This window comes from Pseudomonas sp. LBUM1658, from assembly GCF_059716055.1.
In genome coordinates this window covers 1,032,838-1,053,040 of the sequence record NZ_CP166798.1, presented here as the reverse complement: position 1 = coordinate 1,053,040, position 20,203 = coordinate 1,032,838, and the positions used below count along the sequence as shown (strand labels likewise).

20 protein-coding genes are annotated in these 20,203 nt (G+C 59.7%); 9 read left to right on the top strand and 11 right to left on the bottom strand.

The annotated features are described in order from the left end of the window. The 8 genes from lptC to ACA064_RS04760 all read left to right on the top strand — a co-directional run bounded on the left by lptC (nucleotide 1) and on the right by ACA064_RS04760 (nucleotide 5,606). Entirely contained in the window at nucleotides 1–573 is a 573-nt protein-coding gene (gene lptC / locus ACA064_RS04795; RefSeq protein WP_497672344.1) for an LPS export ABC transporter periplasmic protein LptC, read from the top strand. Beyond that, entirely contained in the window at nucleotides 560–1,105 is a 546-nt protein-coding gene (gene lptA / locus ACA064_RS04790; RefSeq protein ID WP_497672343.1) for a lipopolysaccharide transport periplasmic protein LptA, read from the top strand. The genes lptC and lptA overlap by 14 nt, the downstream gene beginning before the upstream one ends. Continuing rightward, nucleotides 1,105–1,830, top strand: coding sequence for an LPS export ABC transporter ATP-binding protein (lptB, locus tag ACA064_RS04785; protein ID WP_497672342.1), 726 nt, complete (start codon nucleotides 1,105–1,107; stop codon nucleotides 1,828–1,830). The genes lptA and lptB overlap by 1 nt, the downstream gene beginning before the upstream one ends. Nucleotides 1,831–2,057: 227 nt before the next feature. Beyond that, nucleotides 2,058–3,551, top strand: a complete 1,494-nt coding sequence (locus ACA064_RS04780) for an RNA polymerase factor sigma-54 (protein WP_497672341.1) — start codon at nucleotides 2,058–2,060, stop codon at nucleotides 3,549–3,551. Between the two features lie 118 nt (nucleotides 3,552–3,669). After that, nucleotides 3,670–3,978 carry a ribosome hibernation-promoting factor, HPF/YfiA family gene (gene hpf / locus ACA064_RS04775; protein WP_003178005.1) on the top strand — a complete coding sequence of 103 codons (309 nt, stop codon included), beginning with the start codon at nucleotides 3,670–3,672 and terminating at the stop codon, nucleotides 3,976–3,978. A gap of 12 nt (nucleotides 3,979–3,990) precedes the next feature. Further along, a complete protein-coding gene (ptsN, locus tag ACA064_RS04770; protein ID WP_497672340.1) occupies nucleotides 3,991–4,455 on the top strand; it encodes a PTS IIA-like nitrogen regulatory protein PtsN in 465 nt (154 codons plus the stop codon). Between the two features lie 2 nt (nucleotides 4,456–4,457). Continuing rightward, nucleotides 4,458–5,315 (top strand): RNase adapter RapZ, encoded by an 858-nt coding sequence (rapZ, locus tag ACA064_RS04765; protein WP_150640645.1) that lies wholly within the window; start codon nucleotides 4,458–4,460, stop codon nucleotides 5,313–5,315. Nucleotides 5,316–5,330: 15 nt separating this feature from the next. Beyond that, nucleotides 5,331–5,606: an HPr family phosphocarrier protein gene (locus ACA064_RS04760; protein WP_150640646.1), complete on the top strand. Its 276-nt coding sequence runs from the start codon at nucleotides 5,331–5,333 to the stop codon at nucleotides 5,604–5,606. 192 nt (nucleotides 5,607–5,798) lie between these two features. Here the strand turns inward: ACA064_RS04760 and ACA064_RS04755 are convergent, their stop codons facing one another. The 6 genes from ACA064_RS04755 to pmbA all read right to left on the bottom strand — a co-directional run bounded on the left by ACA064_RS04755 (nucleotide 5,799) and on the right by pmbA (nucleotide 11,113). Next, the gene (locus ACA064_RS04755; RefSeq protein WP_497672339.1) at nucleotides 5,799–6,692 is read right to left on the bottom strand and encodes a ZIP family metal transporter; all 894 of its coding nucleotides are present in this window, start codon (nucleotides 6,690–6,692) and stop codon (nucleotides 5,799–5,801) included. A gap of 30 nt (nucleotides 6,693–6,722) precedes the next feature. Further along, nucleotides 6,723–7,334, bottom strand: a complete 612-nt coding sequence (locus tag ACA064_RS04750; protein WP_497672338.1) for a superoxide dismutase — start codon at nucleotides 7,332–7,334, stop codon at nucleotides 6,723–6,725. Between the two features lies 1 nt (nucleotide 7,335). Further along, complete coding sequence (locus ACA064_RS04745) at nucleotides 7,336–7,797, bottom strand: DUF2753 family protein (protein ID WP_497672337.1); 462 nt, start codon at nucleotides 7,795–7,797, stop codon at nucleotides 7,336–7,338. A 27-nt stretch (nucleotides 7,798–7,824) separates the two neighbouring features. Then, nucleotides 7,825–9,201 carry a class II fumarate hydratase gene (locus ACA064_RS04740; protein WP_497672336.1) on the bottom strand — a complete coding sequence of 459 codons (1,377 nt, stop codon included), beginning with the start codon at nucleotides 9,199–9,201 and terminating at the stop codon, nucleotides 7,825–7,827. Further along, nucleotides 9,194–9,589: a FagA protein gene (locus tag ACA064_RS04735; protein WP_497672335.1), complete on the bottom strand. Its 396-nt coding sequence runs from the start codon at nucleotides 9,587–9,589 to the stop codon at nucleotides 9,194–9,196. The genes ACA064_RS04740 and ACA064_RS04735 overlap by 8 nt, the downstream gene beginning before the upstream one ends. 177 nt (nucleotides 9,590–9,766) lie before the next feature. Next, a complete protein-coding gene (pmbA, locus tag ACA064_RS04730; protein WP_497672334.1) occupies nucleotides 9,767–11,113 on the bottom strand; it encodes a metalloprotease PmbA in 1,347 nt (448 codons plus the stop codon). A 108-nt stretch (nucleotides 11,114–11,221) separates the two neighbouring features. On the opposite strand from pmbA, the gene yjgA reads away from it, so the two are divergent. Continuing rightward, nucleotides 11,222–11,743, top strand: coding sequence for a ribosome biogenesis factor YjgA (gene yjgA / locus ACA064_RS04725; protein ID WP_497672333.1), 522 nt, complete (start codon nucleotides 11,222–11,224; stop codon nucleotides 11,741–11,743). Nucleotides 11,744–11,799: 56 nt separating this feature from the next. On the opposite strand, the gene tldD is transcribed toward yjgA, so the two are convergent. From tldD to ACA064_RS04700, 5 genes are all read right to left on the bottom strand, one after another. Beyond that, on the bottom strand, nucleotides 11,800–13,242 hold the full coding sequence (gene tldD, locus ACA064_RS04720; protein WP_497672332.1) for a metalloprotease TldD: 1,443 nt from the start codon (nucleotides 13,240–13,242) through the stop codon (nucleotides 11,800–11,802). An 18-nt stretch (nucleotides 13,243–13,260) separates the two neighbouring features. After that, complete coding sequence (locus ACA064_RS04715) at nucleotides 13,261–14,109, bottom strand: carbon-nitrogen hydrolase family protein (protein ID WP_497672331.1); 849 nt, start codon at nucleotides 14,107–14,109, stop codon at nucleotides 13,261–13,263. 58 nt (nucleotides 14,110–14,167) lie between these two features. After that, complete coding sequence (locus ACA064_RS04710) at nucleotides 14,168–17,971, bottom strand: YhdP family protein (protein ID WP_497672330.1); 3,804 nt, start codon at nucleotides 17,969–17,971, stop codon at nucleotides 14,168–14,170. A 76-nt stretch (nucleotides 17,972–18,047) separates the two neighbouring features. Beyond that, nucleotides 18,048–19,505 (bottom strand): ribonuclease G, encoded by a 1,458-nt coding sequence (gene rng / locus ACA064_RS04705; RefSeq protein WP_497672329.1) that lies wholly within the window; start codon nucleotides 19,503–19,505, stop codon nucleotides 18,048–18,050. A gap of 57 nt (nucleotides 19,506–19,562) precedes the next feature. Further along, on the bottom strand, nucleotides 19,563–20,168 hold the full coding sequence (locus ACA064_RS04700; protein WP_497672328.1) for a Maf family protein: 606 nt from the start codon (nucleotides 20,166–20,168) through the stop codon (nucleotides 19,563–19,565). Nucleotides 20,169–20,203: the final 35 nt, after the last annotated feature.

Sequence of the window (20,203 nt, the reverse complement as noted above, 5' to 3'; positions counted from 1 at the left end):
ATGCTGAGCAAAAAAGTTCGTAATATTTTGATGTTCACGGCCATTGCCGCGCTGTTTGCGGCCGTTGGCTACTGGAACATCAGCCCGGAACGCTTCATGGAGCGCCCGCCGACTGTCGTCGACGCAACGGCCATTGACTACTACGCCATCAATGCCCACAGCGTGCAGTTTCTGCCTGATGGCAAGTTGCAGTACGAAATGACTTCGGACAAGGTCGAACATCTGAAAGCAACCGATGTGACCTTGCTGACCAAGCCCGACCTGAACCTGTATCGCGGCACGGCTTATCCCTGGCACGTCCAGAGTGAGCGTGGCGAGGTCAATTCTGGTGGCACTGAAGTCGAATTGATTGACTCGGTACGTATCGCACGTACCGACGATAAAAACCGCACGACGATTATTACCAGCAGTCGCATGACGGTATTCCCTCAGCAGGAATATGCGCAGACCGAGCAAGCCGTTAGAATCGACGGCGCTGGTGGCGTGTCGACTGGCAATGGCATGAAAGCGTATTTGAAAGAAAGCAGGATACACCTGCTATCTAACGTAAGAGGACAGTATGAGTCTCGTTAAAACCCTCCCTATTTTGCTCAGCCTGAGCGCAGCACTGGGAAGCGCGAGCGCCTGGGCTCTGCCGACTGATAGAGATCAACCAATCCGCATTCAGGCCGACGACGCCCAACTGGACGACAAGCAAGGCATTGCCACCTACAAGGGCGATGTCATCATCACCCAGGGTTCGATGAAGATCACCGGCAACACCGTGACCATCACCCGCGCGCCTTCGGGCGAAGTCGACGTGGTCACCTCCGTCGGCAACCTGGCTTACTTCGAACAGCTGCAGAAGGCCGGTGATCCGGAGCCGGTCAAGGCCTATGCCGTGACCATCCAGTACCACGCATCGAAAGATCGCATCGTGCTGATCGACAAAGCCAAAGTGATCAACGAAGGCAATACCACCGAAGGCGAGAAAATCGTCTATGACACCGTGAAGCAGGTCGCCAATGCCGGCCGCGCTACCGGTGCCTCGGTGACCACGCCACGTCCGCGAGTCGACATGGTGATCCAGCCGAAGAAGAAAACCGACGAGCAAAAGGCCCCGTAATGGCAACTCTGAAAGCTCAGCATCTGGCCAAGAGCTACAAGAGCCGCCAGGTCGTGCGCGACGTCAGCCTGTCCATCGACAGCGGTCAGATCGTCGGCCTGCTCGGTCCGAACGGTGCTGGCAAGACCACCTGCTTCTACATGATCGTCGGCCTGGTCCAGGCCGATCAGGGTCGGGTACTCATCGACGATCTGGACGTCAGCCACCAGCCAATGCATGGTCGGGCACGGGCTGGCATCGGCTATCTGCCGCAAGAAGCGTCGATCTTCCGCAAACTCTCGGTCGCCGACAACATCATGGCCATCCTCGAGACCCGCAAGGAGCTCGACAAGGCTGATCGTCGCAAGGAGCTGGAAAGCCTGCTGGAGGAATTCCACATCCACCATATCCGCGACAATCTGGGCATGAGCCTGTCCGGTGGTGAACGCCGCCGGGTGGAAATTGCCCGGGCCCTCGCTACATCGCCGAAATTCATCCTGCTCGACGAACCTTTCGCCGGCGTAGACCCGATTTCGGTAGGCGACATCAAGCAGATCATTTACCACCTGAAGGCCAAGGGCATCGGCGTTCTGATCACCGACCACAACGTCCGTGAAACCCTGGATATCTGCGAGACCGCCTACATCGTCAACGACGGTCAACTGATCGCCGAAGGCGACTCCGAGACCATCCTGGCCAACGAACTGGTCAAGGAAGTGTATCTGGGCCATGAGTTCCGCCTGTAAGCCTTGAGGTGTGGGGCCAGTGGCAGGCGTTTTGGGGCAAACACTCGATTCAGGTGTTCAGCCATTGCCGGAGCGCCAGTGTCAACAAAACCTTATACTTTTTTATTGTTACAGCGCTCTAGGCAAACACTGCGATTTCAGGCATATAATTTGCTTATGTTTGGCGCTCCGGCGCCCTGTAGTGGATGGCGCATGCGCGCCGGCGAATAAGGTGTTAAGCCCCTGCCATGAAACCATCGCTAGTCTTGAGAATGGGCCAGCAGCTGACGATGACACCTCAGCTGCAACAGGCCATCCGCCTGCTCCAATTGTCGACCCTGGACCTGCAACAGGAAATCCAGGAGGCCCTGGAGTCCAATCCGATGCTCGAACGCCAGGAAGATGGCGACGACTTCGATAACGCCGACCCTCTGGCCGACAACGTCGAGCAGAAACCCAATGCCGATGTTCAGGAACCCTCCTACCAGGAAACCGCCCCGACGGTGGACAACCTCGAGGAAGGCGACTGGAACGAACGCATCCCCAATGAACTGCCGGTCGACACCGCCTGGGAAGACGTTTACCAGACCAGCGCGAGCAGCCTGCCGAGCAACGATGACGACGAGTGGGATTTCACCACCCGCACATCGGCCGGTGAGAGCCTGCAAAGCCATTTGCTCTGGCAACTGAACCTGGCACCGATGTCCGACACCGATCGCCTGATTGCCGTGACCCTGATCGATTGCATCAACAATCAGGGCTACCTGGACGAGACTCTCGAGGAAATCCTTGAAGCCTTCGACCCGGAAATGGACGTCGAACTGGACGAAATCGAAGCCGTCCTGCATCGCATCCAGCAATTCGAGCCGGCCGGGATAGGTGCGCGAAACCTGAGCGAGTGTCTGTTGCTGCAACTGCGGCAACTGCCGGCCAAGACCCCTTGGCTGACCGAGGCCAAGCGCCTGGTCACCGACTTCATCGATCTGCTCGGCAGCCGCGACTATAGCCAGCTGATGCGTCGCATGAAGCTCAAGGAAGACGAGCTGCGGCAGATCATCGAGCTGGTGCAAAGCCTCAACCCGCGCCCTGGCTCGCAAATCGAATCCAGTGAAGCCGAATACGTCGTCCCCGATGTGATCGTGCGCAAGGACAACGAGCGCTGGCTGGTGGAGCTGAATCAGGAATCCGTGCCGCGCCTGCGGGTCAACCCGCAGTACGCCGGGTTCGTCCGCCGCGCCGACACCAGCGCCGACAATACTTTCATGCGCAACCAACTGCAGGAAGCGCGCTGGTTCATCAAGAGCCTGCAAAGCCGCAACGAAACCCTGATGAAAGTCGCCACCCAGATCGTCGAGCACCAGCGCGGCTTTCTCGAATACGGCGATGAGGCGATGAAACCGTTGGTCCTGCATGATATCGCCGAAGCGGTCGGCATGCACGAGTCGACGATTTCCCGGGTGACCACGCAAAAATTCATGCATACCCCCCGGGGTATCTACGAACTGAAATACTTTTTCTCCAGCCACGTCAGCACCTCTGAAGGCGGTGAATGCTCGTCCACAGCGATTCGCGCGATCATCAAAAAACTGGTTGCGGCGGAAAATCAGAAAAAGCCGTTGAGTGACAGCAAGATCGCTGGTTTACTGGAGGCACAAGGCATTCAGGTAGCCCGCCGCACCGTCGCCAAGTACCGCGAATCCCTTGGGATTGCGCCTTCGAGCGAACGCAAGCGGTTGATGTAACGGGCCACGCCACCAGCGTTCCAGGGTGTGTTTGAGAACTCTGACGGTTTTCGGACACAGCCTAGTGGCAGGCAAGCCAGCCTGCCGCCTTATGCACTGGCAACGAAGGAGAAGCTGTATGCAAGTCAACATCAGTGGACACCAACTGGAAGTAACCGAACCTCTGCGCACCTATATCGGCGAAAAACTCGACCGATTGGAGAGGCATTTCGACAAGATCACCAACGTGCAAGTCACGATGAATGTCGAGAAGCTGCTGCAGAAAATCGAAGCCACGCTGCATATTCCCGGCGGAGAAGTGGTCGCCAACGCTGAGCATACGGACATGTATGCCGCTATCGACCTGCTCACCGACAAGCTTGATCGCCAACTCAAAAAGCATAAGGAAAAGACCCAGAGCCTCCTTCAGGGCGCAACCGGTCGCTAACATCCCCTACCCATGATCCGACTTGAAAACATCCTGACCCCCGGCCGTTCTTTGGTGAACGTGCCGGGCGGCAGTAAAAAGCGCGCACTCGAGCAAATTGCCAACCTTATCCACCGCGAAGTGCCGGATCTGGAGATGCAAGATGTCTTCGAGAGTCTGATTGCCCGTGAAAAACTCGGTTCCACCGGGTTTGGCAACGGCATAGCCATCCCACACTGCCGTCTCAAGGGCTGCACGTCGCCCACCAGTGCCTTGATGCACCTGGACGCCCCCATAGATTTCGACGCCATCGATGGCGCCCCGGTCGACCTGCTGTTTGTCCTGCTGGTCCCGGAAGCGGCTACCGATGCGCACCTGGAACTGCTCCGGCAGATTGCCAGCATGCTTGACCGCAAGGAAGTGCGCGAAAGACTTCGCAGCGCCGCAACCAACGAAGCCCTGTACCAGGTTGTCCTGGATGAGCAGAACGGTCCCTAATCATGCGCTTGATCATCGTCAGCGGCCGATCCGGCTCAGGTAAAAGCACCGCCCTCGATGTACTGGAGGACAGCGGCTATTACTGCATCGATAACCTGCCAGCAGGCTTGCTCCCGGAGTTGGCCGAGCGCGCGTTGATCCATACGGAACTGGCGCAGCCGCTGGTCGCCGTTTCGATCGATGCGCGTAATCTGCCCAGCCACCTGACACGCTTTCCGCAATTGCTCGAAGAAGTGCGCGGCCGGCACATACAATGCGATGTGCTGTACCTGGACGCCGACGAAGAAACCCTGCTCAAGCGCTTTTCGGAAACCCGTCGGCGCCACCCGCTGAGCAACGCCAATCGATCGCTCGCCGAAGCCATTGACGATGAAACCAACCTGCTCGGGCCGATTGCCGACCTCGCAGATCTCAAGATCAACACTACCCATCTGAACCTGTATCAACTGCGCGACACCATCAAGTTGCGCCTGCTGAATCAGCCGGAGCCGGGCACGGCGTTCCTGGTCGAGTCTTTCGGTTTCAAGCGCGGTATGCCGGTCGATGCCGATCTGGTGTTCGATGTGCGCTGCCTGCCCAATCCGTACTGGAAACCCGAGTTACGTGAGCAGTCCGGGCTGGATCAGCCGGTTGCCGACTATCTGGCCGCGCAACCGGATGTAGAAGAAATGTTCCAGGATATCTCCGCGTATCTGCTGAAGTGGCTGCCTCGTTTCGCCGCCAGCAACCGCGCCTACGTCACCATCGCGATTGGCTGCACCGGCGGGCATCACCGCTCCGTCTACCTGACCGAACGTCTGGGTCAGGTCCTGCAAACATCCCTGAAGAACGTCCAGGTTCGCCACCGCGACCTAAGCTAAAGGATCCACACCGCGATGCCCGCTCTGGAAATTGAAATCATCAACAAGCTGGGTCTGCATGCCCGGGCTTCTGCAAAATTTGTTGGAGTCGCCGGTCAGTTCAAGGATTGCACGATCAGAGTAGGACGCACCCCAGAATCCACGATCGACGGCAAAAGCATCATGGCCATGATGATGCTGGCTGCGGGCAAAGGAACGAAAATCCACCTGAGCACCGAAGGTGAGCAGGAGCAGGAAGCGCTGGACGCACTGGTCGATCTGATCAACCGCTACTTCGACGAAGGCGAGTAATACACAACCTGTATTGAGCGGGCTTTTTTGTGGCGAGGGGGCTTGCCCCCGCTCGGCTGCGAAGCAGTCGTAATCCGGTGTATGCGATCTACCTGAGAGACCGCGGTGTTAGTGTTTGGGGCCGCTTCGCGACCCAACGGGGGCAAGCCCCCTCGCCACAAAAGCCCCCACAGCAAGCCCCCTCGCCACAATTCACCCCAACGCCGTATCCATCACCATCATCAGACAAAACCCGATCAACAGCCCCAGACTGGCCAGCTTGTCGTGACCATTACGTCGCGACTCGGGGATGATCTCGTGAGTCACCACCAACAGCATGGCACCGGCAGCCAGCGCCAATCCCAGCGGCAAGAGCATCTCGGCCAGGCTCACCAGCCAGGCACACAACAGCGCGAAGACCGGTTCAACCAAACCTGAAGCTGCACCGATCAGGAACGCCTTGACCCGTGACATCCCTGCCCCGGCCAATACCAACGCAATCACCAAGCCTTCCGGCACATCCTGCAATGCAATACCCATGGCCAGGCTGTCGGCATCGGGCATTCCGCCCCCGGCCGACACGCCAACCGCCATGCCTTCCGGAATGTTGTGAGCAATGATTGCAAACACAAACAACCAGATCCGTGGCGGAATAACCGGGCGTTCAACGGTGCCCACCAGCATTTGCGGGGTCGCCCCGGACACCTTGCGATCCACCAGAAACAAACCGAACGCCCCCAGCATGATGCCGAAACTGATCAATCCACTGGCAGCCCATGGCGTCAATCCAAGATTCTCGGCCGCCGAGATGCCCGGGACAATCAGCGAAAACGCGGTGGCGGCCAGCATCACGCCAGCACCGAAACCCAGCAAGGTATCGCTGACGGCCATCGGCATTCTGCGAATGACCAACACCGGAACCGCACCCAACGCCGTGCCGAGGGCGCAGATCGCGCCCCCCTGCAACGCGCGCAACAAACGCGGTTCAAGCGCCAGCCAGTCCAATCCTTGGGCGACCAACAACGCCATTCCCGCCAACAGCAACAGTGAACCCAACGCATAGCGAAACATCCGCCCACTGCTGATCGCCAGTGTTTCAGTGCCCATAGTCGGCCTTAAATCTTTAGTCATGAGGTCTTAAACAAGAGCTGCCTGGTAGCGCTGCGCGACTTCAGGCCAATTGATCACGTTGTAGAAGGCGTTGATGTATTCCGGGCGACGGTTCTGATACAGCAAGTAATAGGCGTGCTCCCATACGTCCAGTCCAAGGATCGGCGTATTGCCATTCATCAACGGGCTGTCCTGATTACCGCTGCTTTCCACCATCAGCGTCTTGTGCGGCGTTACGCTCAGCCAGGCCCAGCCGCTGCCAAAACGCGTGAGTGCGGCCTTGGTGAAGGCGTCCTTGAAGCTGTCGAAGCCGCCCAGCTGTTCATTGATCGCATCGCCCAGCACACAGTCCGGCTTGCCGCCGCCCGTAGGCGCCATGACCGCCCAGAACAACGAATGGTTGGCATGGCCGCCGCCCTGATTGATCACCGCCGCGCGCAATTTTTCCGGTAGTTGCTGAACGCTGGCGACCAGTTTTTCCACAGACCAGTCAGCCCATTCGGTACCTTCGACAGCCGCGTTAAGGTTGTTGATGTAAGTCTGGTGATGCTTGCTGTAGTGGATCTCCATGGTTTGTGCATCGATGTGCGGTTCCAGCGCGTCATAAGCGTATGGCAAGGCAGGCAAGCTAAAGGACATCTCAATGTGCTCCGTAATGAGGGCCATTCGGGATCGATGCATCGTGCGCATGGGCCGAAGCCGATTGCGCCACGTTGCTGTGCAGCAAGCGGTTGGTTCGCGGGTATTCGCCATGCTCACTGATGAAATTGAGTAATTCGACGTAAGTCTTGCTGCTCTGACGTAACGCGGCCTCACGCAGTGCTGGTGCCAGCCGTGCGTCCTGGAGGGTCTGCAACAGCCGCTGGTGAATCAAACAGAGGTACTCCACGCTTTCTTCCGGCTGGTTCAGGCGCAAATGCAGGTCTGCCAGGTTGTGATGGGAGATCACGCAGGCCGCCACCGCTTCCTCGGCATCCGGCCAGCGCTCGAATAACACCTGGGCCAGGGCTAAAGCCTGCAGGTAGTGCTCGCGGGCATCCACCAGCTCGCCCTGAATGAAGCAGCGATTGGCCCTTTCGATCGTGCGTTTCCAGTGCTCCATGGTGAGTCTCCAAAGCTGAGTCGGTGATTACACGCCACCCGCCGTGAGCTTTTCCGGATCCAGCAGGACTTCCAGTTGGCTGCGCGACAGTTCGGTGTGTTCCAGGGCCACATCGATAACCGGTCGCCCCTGCTGATAGGCCTGCTTGGCGATCTCTGCGGCCTTTTGGTAACCAATGATCGGGTTGAGCGCAGTGACCAGGATCGGGTTGCGCGATAGCGCTTCCTTGAGCTTGGCTTCATTGACCTTGAAACTGGCAATGGCCTTGTCCCCCAGCAAACGACTGGAGTTGGCCAGCAACTCAATGCTGCTCAGCAAGTTCTGCGCGATGATCGGCAGCATCACGTTCAGTTCGAAGTTGCCCGACTGCCCGGCCACCGTGATCACTGTGTCATTGCCGATCACTTGAGCGGCGACCATCGCAGTGGCTTCCGGGATCACCGGATTGACCTTGCCAGGCATGATCGACGAACCCGGCTGCAACGCTTCCAGTTCAATTTCACCGAGACCAGCCAAGGGCCCGGAGTTCATCCAGCGCAAGTCGTTGGCGATTTTCATCAGCGACACGGCAGTGGCCTTCAGCTGGCCGGAGACGGCTACCGCGGTATCCTGAGAACCGATCAGCGCGAACAGATCCTTGCCTGGTGTGAATTGCACCTGGGTCAAAGCAGTGAGTTGCTGGCTGAAACGTGCGGCGAATTCAGGGTGGGCATTGATTCCGGTGCCGACCGCGGTGCCGCCTTGAGCCAGGGACTGCAGGCTCGGCAACAAGTCCTGCAGGTGGCCGATATTGGCCTTGAGCTGTTGGCCCCAGCCGTTGAGCACCTGACTCATGCGCACCGGCATCGCATCCATCAGGTGCGTGCGCCCGGTCTTGATAAACGGGTGAACCTGCCCGGCCTTGTCCTCGATCACTTCGACCAGATGCACCAGCGCCGGCAATAGCTGCTCGTGCAGCGCCAATGCGGCGCTGACATGAATGGTGGTCGGGATGATGTCGTTGCTGCTCTGCCCACAGTTGACATGGTCATTCGGGTTGACCGCCTCGCCCAACAAGCGACTGGCCAGCGTCGCGATGACTTCGTTGGCATTCATATTGGAACTGGTGCCGGAACCGGTCTGGAAGATATCCACCGGAAAATGCTGCATGTAGTCGCCTTCGAGCAACCCTTGAGCCGCGTCGACAATGGCTTTGCCCTGAGCCTCGCTCAGCTGTTCAAGTTCGACGTTAGCCCTGGCCGCCGCGGCCTTGGCCAGGATCAGCGCGCGAATGAACTGGGCGGGCATGCGCTGCTGGCTGATCGGGAAGTTATTTACTGCACGCTGGGTTTGCGCGCCATACAAGGCATCCACTGGCACCTGCAACTCACCCATGCTGTCGCGTTCGATACGGGTATTACTCATCGGGAAATCCTTGCAGCAGTTCTATGAGAGGAATGGAGGGCTGCAACGAGCAGGTCGCCAGTTGCCAGGAATAGCTTTGCCAGCGCTTGAGCCGACACTTGCACAGGGACAATCGCTCCAGATCACGCAACGGTCGCCAGGCCTGATCCAGGCACAGACTGCGCCAATGCCAGGGCAGCGCTGTGTCACTCGCAGTGTCGAGCAGCAGGCGGAACGCGGTCTCGGCGACAATCCAGGGAGAGGTGGCCGTGCAACAGGCCAGATAACGGCCTTCAGCCAGGTAGTGCTCAATCAGGCGCGGTTCGTCAGGATCCAGCGCGCAACGGATCTGACGACTCATCCAGCGCCAGCTTTCAAGGTAAGGCTGCTCGTGCAAGGCAGAACTCATAACCTGGGCTCATTCGATAATGAGATTTATTATTATATGATATTGAGAATCAACACAACCCCGTAGGAGCTGTCGAGCGAAGCGAGGCTGCGATCTTTTCGGCTCACCCAATTCCCCCCAAAAAAAAAGGCGCGTCACCCACTAGGTGACACGCCTTCCTTTTGAAGCTGTAGCCGTTTAGCTACCCGCGACCGTCATCCGCTCGATCAACACCGACCCCGTACGAATATTGCTACGCAATTCCAGGTCATTACCCACCGCGATAATCTGCTGAAACATGTCGCGCATGTTGCCGGCGATGGTCACTTCCTGCACGGCGAACTGGATCTCGCCGTTTTCCACCCAGAACCCGGCCGCACCACGGGAGTAGTCGCCCGTCACCATGTTCAGGCCCTGCCCCATCAACTCGGTGACCAACAGCCCGCGCCCCATGCGACGCAACAACGCCGCCTGATCTTCCTCGCCATGGGTGACGAACAGGTTATGCACGCCGCCAGCGTTAGCGGTGCTCGGCATGCCCAGCTTGCGACCGGAGTAAGTGCCCAATACGTAAGACACCAAATGGCCGTTTTCCACGAAAGGTTTGGCATAAGTGGCCAGACCGTCGCCATCGAACGCCGAACTGGCCAGACCACGCATCAAATGCGGGCGCTCATCCAGGGTCAGCCACTCTGGGAATAGCCGCTGCCCCAGCGTGCCTTCGAGGAACGATGATTTGCGGTACAGGTTGCCGCCGGAAATCGCGCCGAGGAAGCTGCTGAACAGACCGCCGGCCAATTCTGCGGAAAACAGCACCGGCACTTCGCAGGTCGGAACCGGACGTGCGCCCAGGCGGCTGGCCGCCCGTTGCGCGGCACGCTGGCCGATACTGACCGGATCAGCGAGCAGTTCGCCCTGGCGATTCATGTCATACCAGTAATCGCGCTGCATCTGACCGTCGGCTTCGGCAATCATCACGCAGCTCAGGCTGTGCCGGGTTGAGGCGTAACCGCCGACAAATCCGTGGCTGTTGCCATACACGCGGCAACCCTGATGGGTGCTCAAGGTGGTGCCATCAGCATTCTTGATCCGGCTGTCGGCGGCAAACGCCGCCGCTTCACAGGCCAGAGCCTGCTCGATGGCTTGTTCCGGGGTAATGTCCCAGGCATGAAACAGGTCGAAATCCGGCAAGTCCTTGGCCATCAAGGCGGCATCGGCCAGCCCTGAACACTCGTCTTGCGAAGTGTGTTTGGCGATGGCCAGTGCCGCGGCGACGGTTTCGCGAATTGCCTCCGGACCGCTGGCCGAGGTGCTGGCCGAGCCTTTGCGCTGGCCGACATACAAGGTGATGCCAAAGCCCTGGTCACGGTTGAACTCAACGGTTTCGACTTCCCGCTGACGAACCGTGGTCGACAGACCCTGCTCCAGAGACACCGCGACTTCGCAGGCGCTGGCGCCCTGGCGCCTGGCTTCGGCGATGATCTGCTCGACTTGTTCCTGCAGTGCCGGCAAAGCTTGTGGGCCGACGCTTTCTGCTGCACTCATGGTGTTCTCCACTCAAATTCTGCTTTCGGTTAAGGCCTTCGAGCGACCGGGCCGGACAAGCGGCCCCCGACTGGTTATCATGGCGGCGTTTCTTTGCGGACTGCCACCATGGTTGATTCTTACGACGACTCCCTCGATGGGGAGAAAAGCAAATCCCAGGTCAAACGTGAGCTGCATGCTCTGGTTGATCTTGGCGAGCGCCTTACAACACTCAAGCCTGACTTGCTGGCAAAACTGCCATTGACCGACGCTTTGCGCCGGGCTCTGAACGATGCGCCCAAGCACACCGCGAATATCGCGCGTAAACGGCACCTCATGTTCATCGGCAAACTGATGCGCGATCAGGACACTGACGCGATTCTGTCCTTGCTTGATCAACTCGATGCCTCCACTCGCCAGTACAACGAACGTTTCCACGGTCTGGAACGCTGGCGCGATCGCTTGATCGCGGGCGATGACGGCGTCCTGGAGAAGTTCGTCATCGACTACCCGGACGCGGATCGCCAGCAACTGCGCTCCCTGATCCGTCAGGCCCAGCATGAACTTGCGCAAAGCAAGCCACCTGCTGCCAGCCGAAAAATCTTCAAGTACATCCGTGAGCTGGACGAGACTCAACGCGGTCTGCGTTAGTCTTCGACCCCGGGTGGGTTGCGCCGCATTGCGGTTCTCCCACCCAAGGCTCCACCTCACCCGCCCGTGCCACCCACGGTGATCGCGTCGATCTTCAAGGTTGGCTGGCCGACACCTACCGGCACCGACTGTCCATCCTTGCCACACGTCCCTACCCCGCTGTCCAGCGCCAGGTCATTACCGACCATCGACACCCGGCTCATGGCTTCCGGCCCGTTACCGATCAAGGTCGCACCTTTGACCGGAGCGGTAATCTTGCCATCTTCGATCAGATAGGCCTCGCTGGTAGAAAACACGAATTTTCCGCTGGTGATGTCCACCTGACCACCGCCGAGATTGGCGCAGTAAATGCCCCTCTTCACCGAAGCAATGATTTCCGCCGGATCGCTTTCGCCCGCGAGCATGTAGGTGTTGGTCATCCGCGGCATCGGCAAATGCGCGTAAGACTCGCGACGACCGTTACCGGTGCGGGCCACGCCCATCAGGCGGGCATTGAGCTTGTCCTGCATATAGCCTTTGAGCACGCCGTTTTCGATCAGCGTGGTGCACTCGGTCGGAGTGCCTTCATCGTCGATGCTCAGGGAGCCACGGCGACCGGCCAGAGTGCCGTCGTCGACGATGGTGCAGAGTTTGGAAGCAACCATTTCACCCATGCGGCCGCTGTAAGCCGAGGCGCCTTTACGGTTGAAGTCGCCTTCCAGACCGTGACCTACCGCTTCATGCAACAGCACGCCAGACCAGCCGGAACCGAGGACCACCGGCAAAGTGCCAGCCGGTGCTGGAATCGCTTCGAGGTTGACCAGCGCCTGGCGCAGCGCTTCACGGGCATAACCCATGGCGCGGTCTTCGCCGAGGAAGTAGCGGTAGTCGGTACGTCCGCCGCCGCCGTGACCACCGCGTTCGCGGCGACCATTCTGTTCGACGATGACGCTGACATTGAAGCGCACCAGCGGCCGTACGTCAGCCGCCAGGCTGCCGTCGGTGGAGGCCACCAGAATCCGTTCCCAGACCCCGGCCATGCTCACGGTGACCTGCTGGATACGCGGATCGAGGGCGCGGGTCGCCACGTCGATGCGCTTGAGCAGTTCGACTTTCTCGGCGCGAGTCATCACCTCCAGTGGATTGTCGGGCCCGTACAACTGCGCAACATCCTGGGTGGTGAAGGCCTGCACTGTACCGTTCTGCCCGGCCCGGGAGATCGACCGTGCTGCGCGAGCCGCCGCGCCCAGGGCTTCAAGGGTGATGGCGTTACTGTAGGCAAAACCGGTCTTCTCGCCCGATTGCGCACGCACGCCAACCCCTTGGTCGAGGTTGAAGCTACCCTCCTTGACGATGCCATCTTCCAGTGCCCAGGACTCGGAAATCTGTCCCTGGAAATACAGGTCGGCGGCATCGATGCCTGGCCCGGCCAGATCACCGAGCACTGCTTGCAGGCTTTCGATGGTCACGCCGCCGGGTGCTAAAAGGTGTTCACTGACTGAGGTCAACAACTCGCTCATATGCTTTACGCCTTAAATTCATCGTTCTGAGGCAGGTCGCTGCGCGCCCTGCGAGAAAAAGCGCCGGTGGCTGGCCACTGGCATCCGCGCCCGGATGGACGCCTGTTCGCTGCTATCGCGTTCGGCCAGCAGCACGGCCTCGCCTTGATCCTGTTCGGCCAGCACACGCCCCCAAGGGTCGATAATCGCGGCATGGCCAAAGGTATCTCGCGGGCCCGGGTGAGTCCCACCCTGGGCGGCCGCCAGTACATAACACTGGGTCTCGATGGCCCGCGCCCGAATCAGCACCTCCCAATGAGCCGCACCGGTCACAGCGGTAAATGCCGAGGGCGCGGTAATCAACTCGGCACCGGCGGCGCGCAACTCAGTGTACAACTCGGGAAAACGCAGGTCATAACACACCGACAGCCCGACCCGGCCGACGGGCGTGTCAGCCACCACCACCGAGCCTCCATAAGCATAGTCATCGGATTCACGATAACGACCGCGGTGATCGGCCACGTCCACATCGAACAAATGCAGTTTGTCGTAGCGCGCCACCGTCTCGCCGTGTTCGTCGATCAGCAACGAGCAGGCATTGGCCTTGGCCGTCGGTTGATCCACCGGCGGCAACGGCAAGGTGCCAGCCACTATCCATAACTTGAGGTCGCGAGCGGTCTGTTTCAACCAAGGCAGGATCGGACCCTCGCCCCGGGACTCGGCACGGCCAAGGTCGGCAACGTCCCGGCGACCCATGGCCGCGAAGTTTTCCGGCAGTACCGCGAGCCGGGCACCGCCGGCCGCGGCCTGCTCGAGCAAGCGTCGGGCCTGAGCCAGATTGGCCAGCACGTCGCTCTGGCTGACCATTTGAATCACCGCAAGAGACATGGCGTATTCCTTGAAAGGGATGCCGCCATGCTACTCCATAGGCATGTATCGTGGTTTTTCAAAAAGGCTTGTCGTAGGTGATTTTCGGCTCTTTCCACGGGCCTTTGACGGTGTATTTCACGCTGGCGAAACGTGCCACGCGATCACCAATCAACTTGTCGATCAGGAACAATGCACCGCCAATCGCCGGAGCACCGACGATCAAGGCGGCGATCGGCAAGTTGTTGGTTACGGGCAAGGTCACCAGCAACTTGGCATCGACCTGGTCAGCGACCATGTCCAGCGTGCCATTGAGTTCCAGATTGCTCGAGGGCCCGGTCAGGGTGATCGGTTTTTGGGTGACGTATACCCCATTGGTGGCCACCAGCAGCCCCTTGACCCGGTCGTAGCTCAAGCCTTTGCCGAACAGGTCAGAGAAATCGAGACGCAGGCGCCGGCCGATCGAGTTGAAGTTCAGCAGACCGAACACTCGCAATGCCTGCGCACCGCCCTCGACTTCAACGAACTGACCGCTGCGCAGTGTTGCATCGAGACTGCCGGAAAAGCGCTTGAGCCCGACCCAGGCCGGCGAACCCGGCCAACGACCGTCGACATCCATGTGGAAGTCGCGGCTGGTCACGGTTGGAGCAAAGCCCCAGCCCTTAAGCACATCCGCCAGGTTTTTACCGCCCAGACGGCCCTTGTACCAACTGCTGCTGGTCCCTGGCTGGCCTTCCCAGCCACCGGAGCCCTGCAACACCATGCCCTTGAGGCCCAGGTCCAGATTGTTGAGTGCAATACCCTTGGCGGTTGGACGCACTTTGAGCGACCAGCCACCGACCAGATCCTTGCCCTGAAACAGCTGGCTGATGGTGATATCCAGCGCAGGGATTTTCGTCGGATCGACCGAAGCCAAGGGGTCCGGCGCATTTTCGTCGGCCTGAACCGTCGGATCTACCGCCGGCAAACGTACGTATTGCAGGTCGATCATCACAGGCGCGGCTTTGGCGTCAGGGATGCCGACACTGCCCTTGGCCTGCTGGCTATCGATCTGCAACGCCCAGGTCGCCGGTTTGCGATTCAATTGCAATGCAACCTGATCGAAGGTGGTACCAAAACCGGTAAGCTTGCCTACTTTGATGTCGGCACTGCTCAACAGTTGTTTGGCGCTGCCCCCGGGATCTTGCCCGGCATAACGATCGACCAGGGCTTTCCACGGTTCTATATCCAGCTCAGACAGCACGCCGCGGACCCGCAAGCCTTTGGCGCCCGGTAACTGTGCATCGCCGTCGCCCAGTAACAGCTCACCGCGACCATCGGCGATGTTGCCGGGTGGCGCCGCGAAGGTGAAGTTGGCCAGGTCGCCATAGTCGGCCCAGTAACGCCGCTCAGGCCCTTGCAGGGTCATCCGGAACACCGTGTCACGGCTTTCGCCGGTCGCCAGACCGAAAGGCGCGGGCAAATCCACCGCGACGCCCTTGAGGCTGGAGTTGACCATCAGTTGGCTGTCGGCGCCATCAAGGGTCAGCTGCAACTGATAAGGCAGATCGCCGGAAACCGGCAGCGGCTGGCTGACTTTCAGCCAGTCGGTGAGTTTCTTCACCGCCACCTGGCCCTTGGCGACCACGCGAGTTTTTAGGCTCCCCGGGCTGCCGTCGGCAAAGATCTGCGCGGTAATCGGCCGTTCGAAGGCTTGTGCAGTGATGCCCTGGCCACTCAGGCCCTTGCTGCTGTCAAAGCGGAAATCACCCTTGAGCTGACTGAGTTCAAGCTCTGGTTCGCTCAGTTTCAGCCGCGCCTTGGCGGTCTTGAAGTCCACCAGGATCTTCGGCAACTCGCCTTTGGCCAAAGGAATATCCAGTTTCAGCTTGCCCTGCAGATCCCCTTCGCCCTGCCAGCCGGCAAAGGCCGAAGCGGTGCCGATCGGCGCTTCCTGGAGAATTTTCAAACCGTCGCCCAGGCCTCCGGCAAACGCTCCATCGAGAAACAGATGGCTGGTTTGTCCGTTGGGCACATGGGGAATGTTGACGTAGATGTCGCGAACCTGGGTGTCGAGCAACTGGCCTTTACTGGCGAGGATTCGTACGCCGCTGTCTTCGACAAAGACATCGCCGCTGACCTTGCTGACGTGCGGCCAACCCGGCTGGAAGGCCAGTTCGGCGTCATGCACCTTGAAGAACAGACTGATGCTGCGCGCCGTTTCGGCGGCGCCATGGTTCAGCGAGCCCTGGTACTGGAAGAAGCCCTGGTCCACTGCGCCCTTGAGAATGGCCGTGCGCAGCCACTCATCCAGGGCGGGGCCGAGCATCGTCGGCAAGTACTTGGCGGTGTAACGACCGTCACCGTCGACCAACCCGACCCGCAGGTCCATGTAGTCTTCCTGGGCGGGATCGAAATACAGGCGAATCAGGAAGTCGCCGGCAATCTTGCCTTCTTCGCCGAGCACTTTCAGATACGGGGAGATCAGCGTCAAACTGTCTTTGTCGAGCTTCCAGGTCAGCCGCGCATTGGCCTGGATGTACTGCCATGGCTTGGCGAAAATCGGGTCCAGGTGCAGGGAAAAATCCTTGCTGTCCATGCGCAACTCGCCCTGGCCGAGGTCACCACTGATGCTGCCGGTGACGTTTCGGGCCGCCGGGGCACCGTGATAGGCGTTGAATCCGACCCGCTCGAGATTGGCGGCGAAACTCAAACGCTGGTCACCAGTGGCCAACGGGCGGTAATCGAGCAGGACGTTGCGCAGGGAGCCGGTCACCTTGAGGTTGTCGATCACCTCGGCGACCTTGTCCGGCACCGGGACCAAGGCATCCAGCACTGGTGTGAGCGGGGTCAGATCGAGGCGATCCGCTTGCAGGTGCCAGCGCTCCTCGGACTTCTCCGCTGCGGTCAGTTGCTGGAGTTGCACATGGGACTCCCAGCGAGTTTCGCCGAGGTTCATGGCCAGCGAATCGACCTTTACGTTGAGGCCTTCAGCGCTGCGCTGGAGCCAGGCGTTGAGCGCCAGATTGTTGATCTTGACTGGCTTGCGCTCGGCATAGGCACCGTTGACTTGCGGAGCATTCAGGCGCAGGACTGCACTTTGCACGGTGCCCTGGCCCCAGTTCAGCCAGAACTCGCCACCGGCCTTGAGTTCGGAAAATTTCCACTGTCGGATCAAGCGCGCCGGCAGCCAGCGCGCCCAGTCACTTTGCGGCAGGCTCAGGTAGGCATCGGCTTCGCCATCGCGCCACTGGCTGGCGCGCAGGCGAGTGCGCAGGTTCAGGGCCAGGGGTTGGCCGTCAGGCAGGGTAAGGCGGGCGTCGAGACGCTGGCGAGTAGCGCCGGTTTCAAGATTCAGGCCGACATAGGTCAGGGTCAGCGGGGTTTCATTGAACGGTTGCAAGGTGACCTGGCTGTCCAGCACCGACAGCTCAGCAACCATTTGCAGGCGATTGAGCAGTTGCTCGGGATCGAACGGCTTATCCTGCGACAGCGGCAACCCGTCAAGCGCCCACTGGCCATCCTGGTTTTCCTTCAGGTTCAGTTTCAGACCGTTGAGTTCCAGATGGGCGATGCGGACTTCGCGCGCCATCAGGCTGGCCCAGACATCCGGCACCACCCGTACCTGATCCAGGCGCAACGCGTTGGCGCCCTCGCCCACCATTACGTCATGCACCAACAGAATCGGTGCCAGGTCGCTCCAGGTGCCTTCGAGACTGCCGATGTGCAGCGGCATGGCCAAGGCTTCACGGGCCTTGGTCTCGACTTCGACGCGATACTCGGCCACCAGCGGCGTCAATTCACGGCCAAGACTGACGTACAGCGCAGTCAACACCAACAACAACGCGCAAAGCCCCAGGGACCATCGGGTCAGAGCAACGAAAAAGCGTATCAGACGCTCCATGTCAGGTGGCCCCCGAGGCAATAGTCATGCAAAACGCTGAAATCAGTCGCTTTCAATAAAAGTAAAGCACGCCGATTCAGAGCAGCACCACGTCGTATTGTTCCTGGGAATACATGGTCTCGACCTGGAAGCGGATGGTCCGTCCGATAAACCCTTCCAGCTCAGCGACGTTGCCAGACTCTTCGTCGAGCAGCCGATCAACTACTTTCTGGTTAGCCAGTACTCTATAGCCAACCGCCTGATAAGCCCGCGCTTCGCGCAGGATTTCGCGGAAAATTTCGTAGCAAACCGTTTCCGGAGTTTTCAACTTGCCGCGGCCCTGGCAGCTGCTGCACGGTTCGCACAACACCTGCTCGAGACTTTCGCGAGTGCGCTTGCGGGTCATCTGCACCAGGCCCAACTCGGTGATTCCGATGATGTTGGTCTTGGCGTGGTCACGTTCCAGCTGCTTTTCCAGGGTGCGTAACACCTGACGCTGGTGCTCTTCATCTTCCATGTCGATGAAATCGATGATGATGATCCCGCCCAGGTTGCGCAGGCGCAGCTGGCGGGCAATCGCGGTCGCAGCCTCGAGGTTGGTCTTGAAGATCGTCTCTTCGAGGTTGCGATGGCCAACGAACGCCCCGGTGTTGACGTCGATGGTGCTCATGGCCTCCGCCGGATCGACCACCAGATAGCCGCCGGATTTGAGCGGCACCTTACGCTCCAGGGCTTTTTGGATCTCGTCCTCGACACCGTACAGGTCGAAAATCGGCCGTTCGCCAGGATAGTGCTCGAGGCGGTCGGCGATTTCCGGCATCAATTCGGCGACGAACTGCGTGGTTTTCTGGAAGGTTTCCCGGGAGTCAATGCGGATTTTCTCGATCTTCGGGCTGACCAGATCACGCAAGGTGCGCAAGGCCAGGCCCAGATCTTCATAAATCACGCTCGGTGCGCTGATGGTCTTGATCTGCTCCGCGATCTGGTCCCACAGCCTGCGCAGGTAACGGATGTCCATCAGGATCTCATCGGCCCCGGCGCCTTCGGCAGCGGTACGCAGGATGAAGCCACCGGCCTCCTTGATGCCTTCCTTCGCCACGCAGTCGCTGACCACCTGTTTCAGACGCTCGCGCTCGGCTTCGTCTTCGATCTTCAGGGAAATGCCGACGTGGGCAGTGCGCGGCATGTACACCAGATAACGCGATGGAATCGACAACTGGGTCGTCAGGCGCGCGCCCTTGGAACCGATCGGATCCTTGGTGACTTGCACCACCAGGCTCTGTCCTTCATGGACCAGGGCGCTGATACTTTCCACCACCGGGCCTTCACGCATGGAGATTTCCGAGGCGTGAATAAAAGCCGCGCGGTCCAGGCCGATATCGACGAATGCCGCCTGCATGCCCGGCAGAACCCGGACCACCTTGCCTTTGTAGATATTGCCGACGATGCCGCGTTTCTGGGTGCGCTCGACATGAACCTCTTGCAGAACACCGTTTTCAACCACCGCCACGCGCGATTCCATCGGCGTGATGTTGATCAGGATCTCTTCACTCATGGCAGGGTCTCGCTCAGGCGTATTCACGATAATGGCCGCGTCAGTCAGGTACGGCGCTTAGCGCACGGTAAGGTTTTGCCAACAGGGTATGCCGAAATGGCCAAGCAGTTCTGCGGTTTCGCACACGGGCAGGCCAACGACCGCTGAATAACTGCCATTGAGCCCGGCGACAAACACCGCGCCAAGCCCTTGAATCCCGTAACCGCCGGCCTTGTCCTGCGGCTCGCCGCTGGCCCAGTAGGCCGCTGCTTCTTCGCGGTTGATCGGCCGAAACCGCACCAGGCTGCGGACCACCCGCGACTCGCAACGTTGCCCGTCGAGCACGGCGATCGCGGTCAGGACTTCATGTTCACGGTCGGACAGCGCCATGAGCATGGCCAGGGCATCGGCTTCATCGACAGGTTTACCGAGAATCTGCCCATCGAGCACTACGGCGGTATCGGCACCCAGTACGCAAACTGCTGGCGCGGGCTCGCTAAGCGCAAGCACCGCGCGCCCGGCCTCAGCCTTGCCGCGCGCCAGACGCTCGACATAGGCCGCAGGGGATTCATCATTCAAAGGGGTTTCATCGATGTCCGCGCTGATGACGGAAAACGGCACGCCGATCTGCGTCAGCAGTTCGCGTCGGCGTGGTGAGCCGGAGGCCAGATAGAGCAGGTTCATCAAGACATCTCCCTGTCGAGGTGCGGGCAAATGCC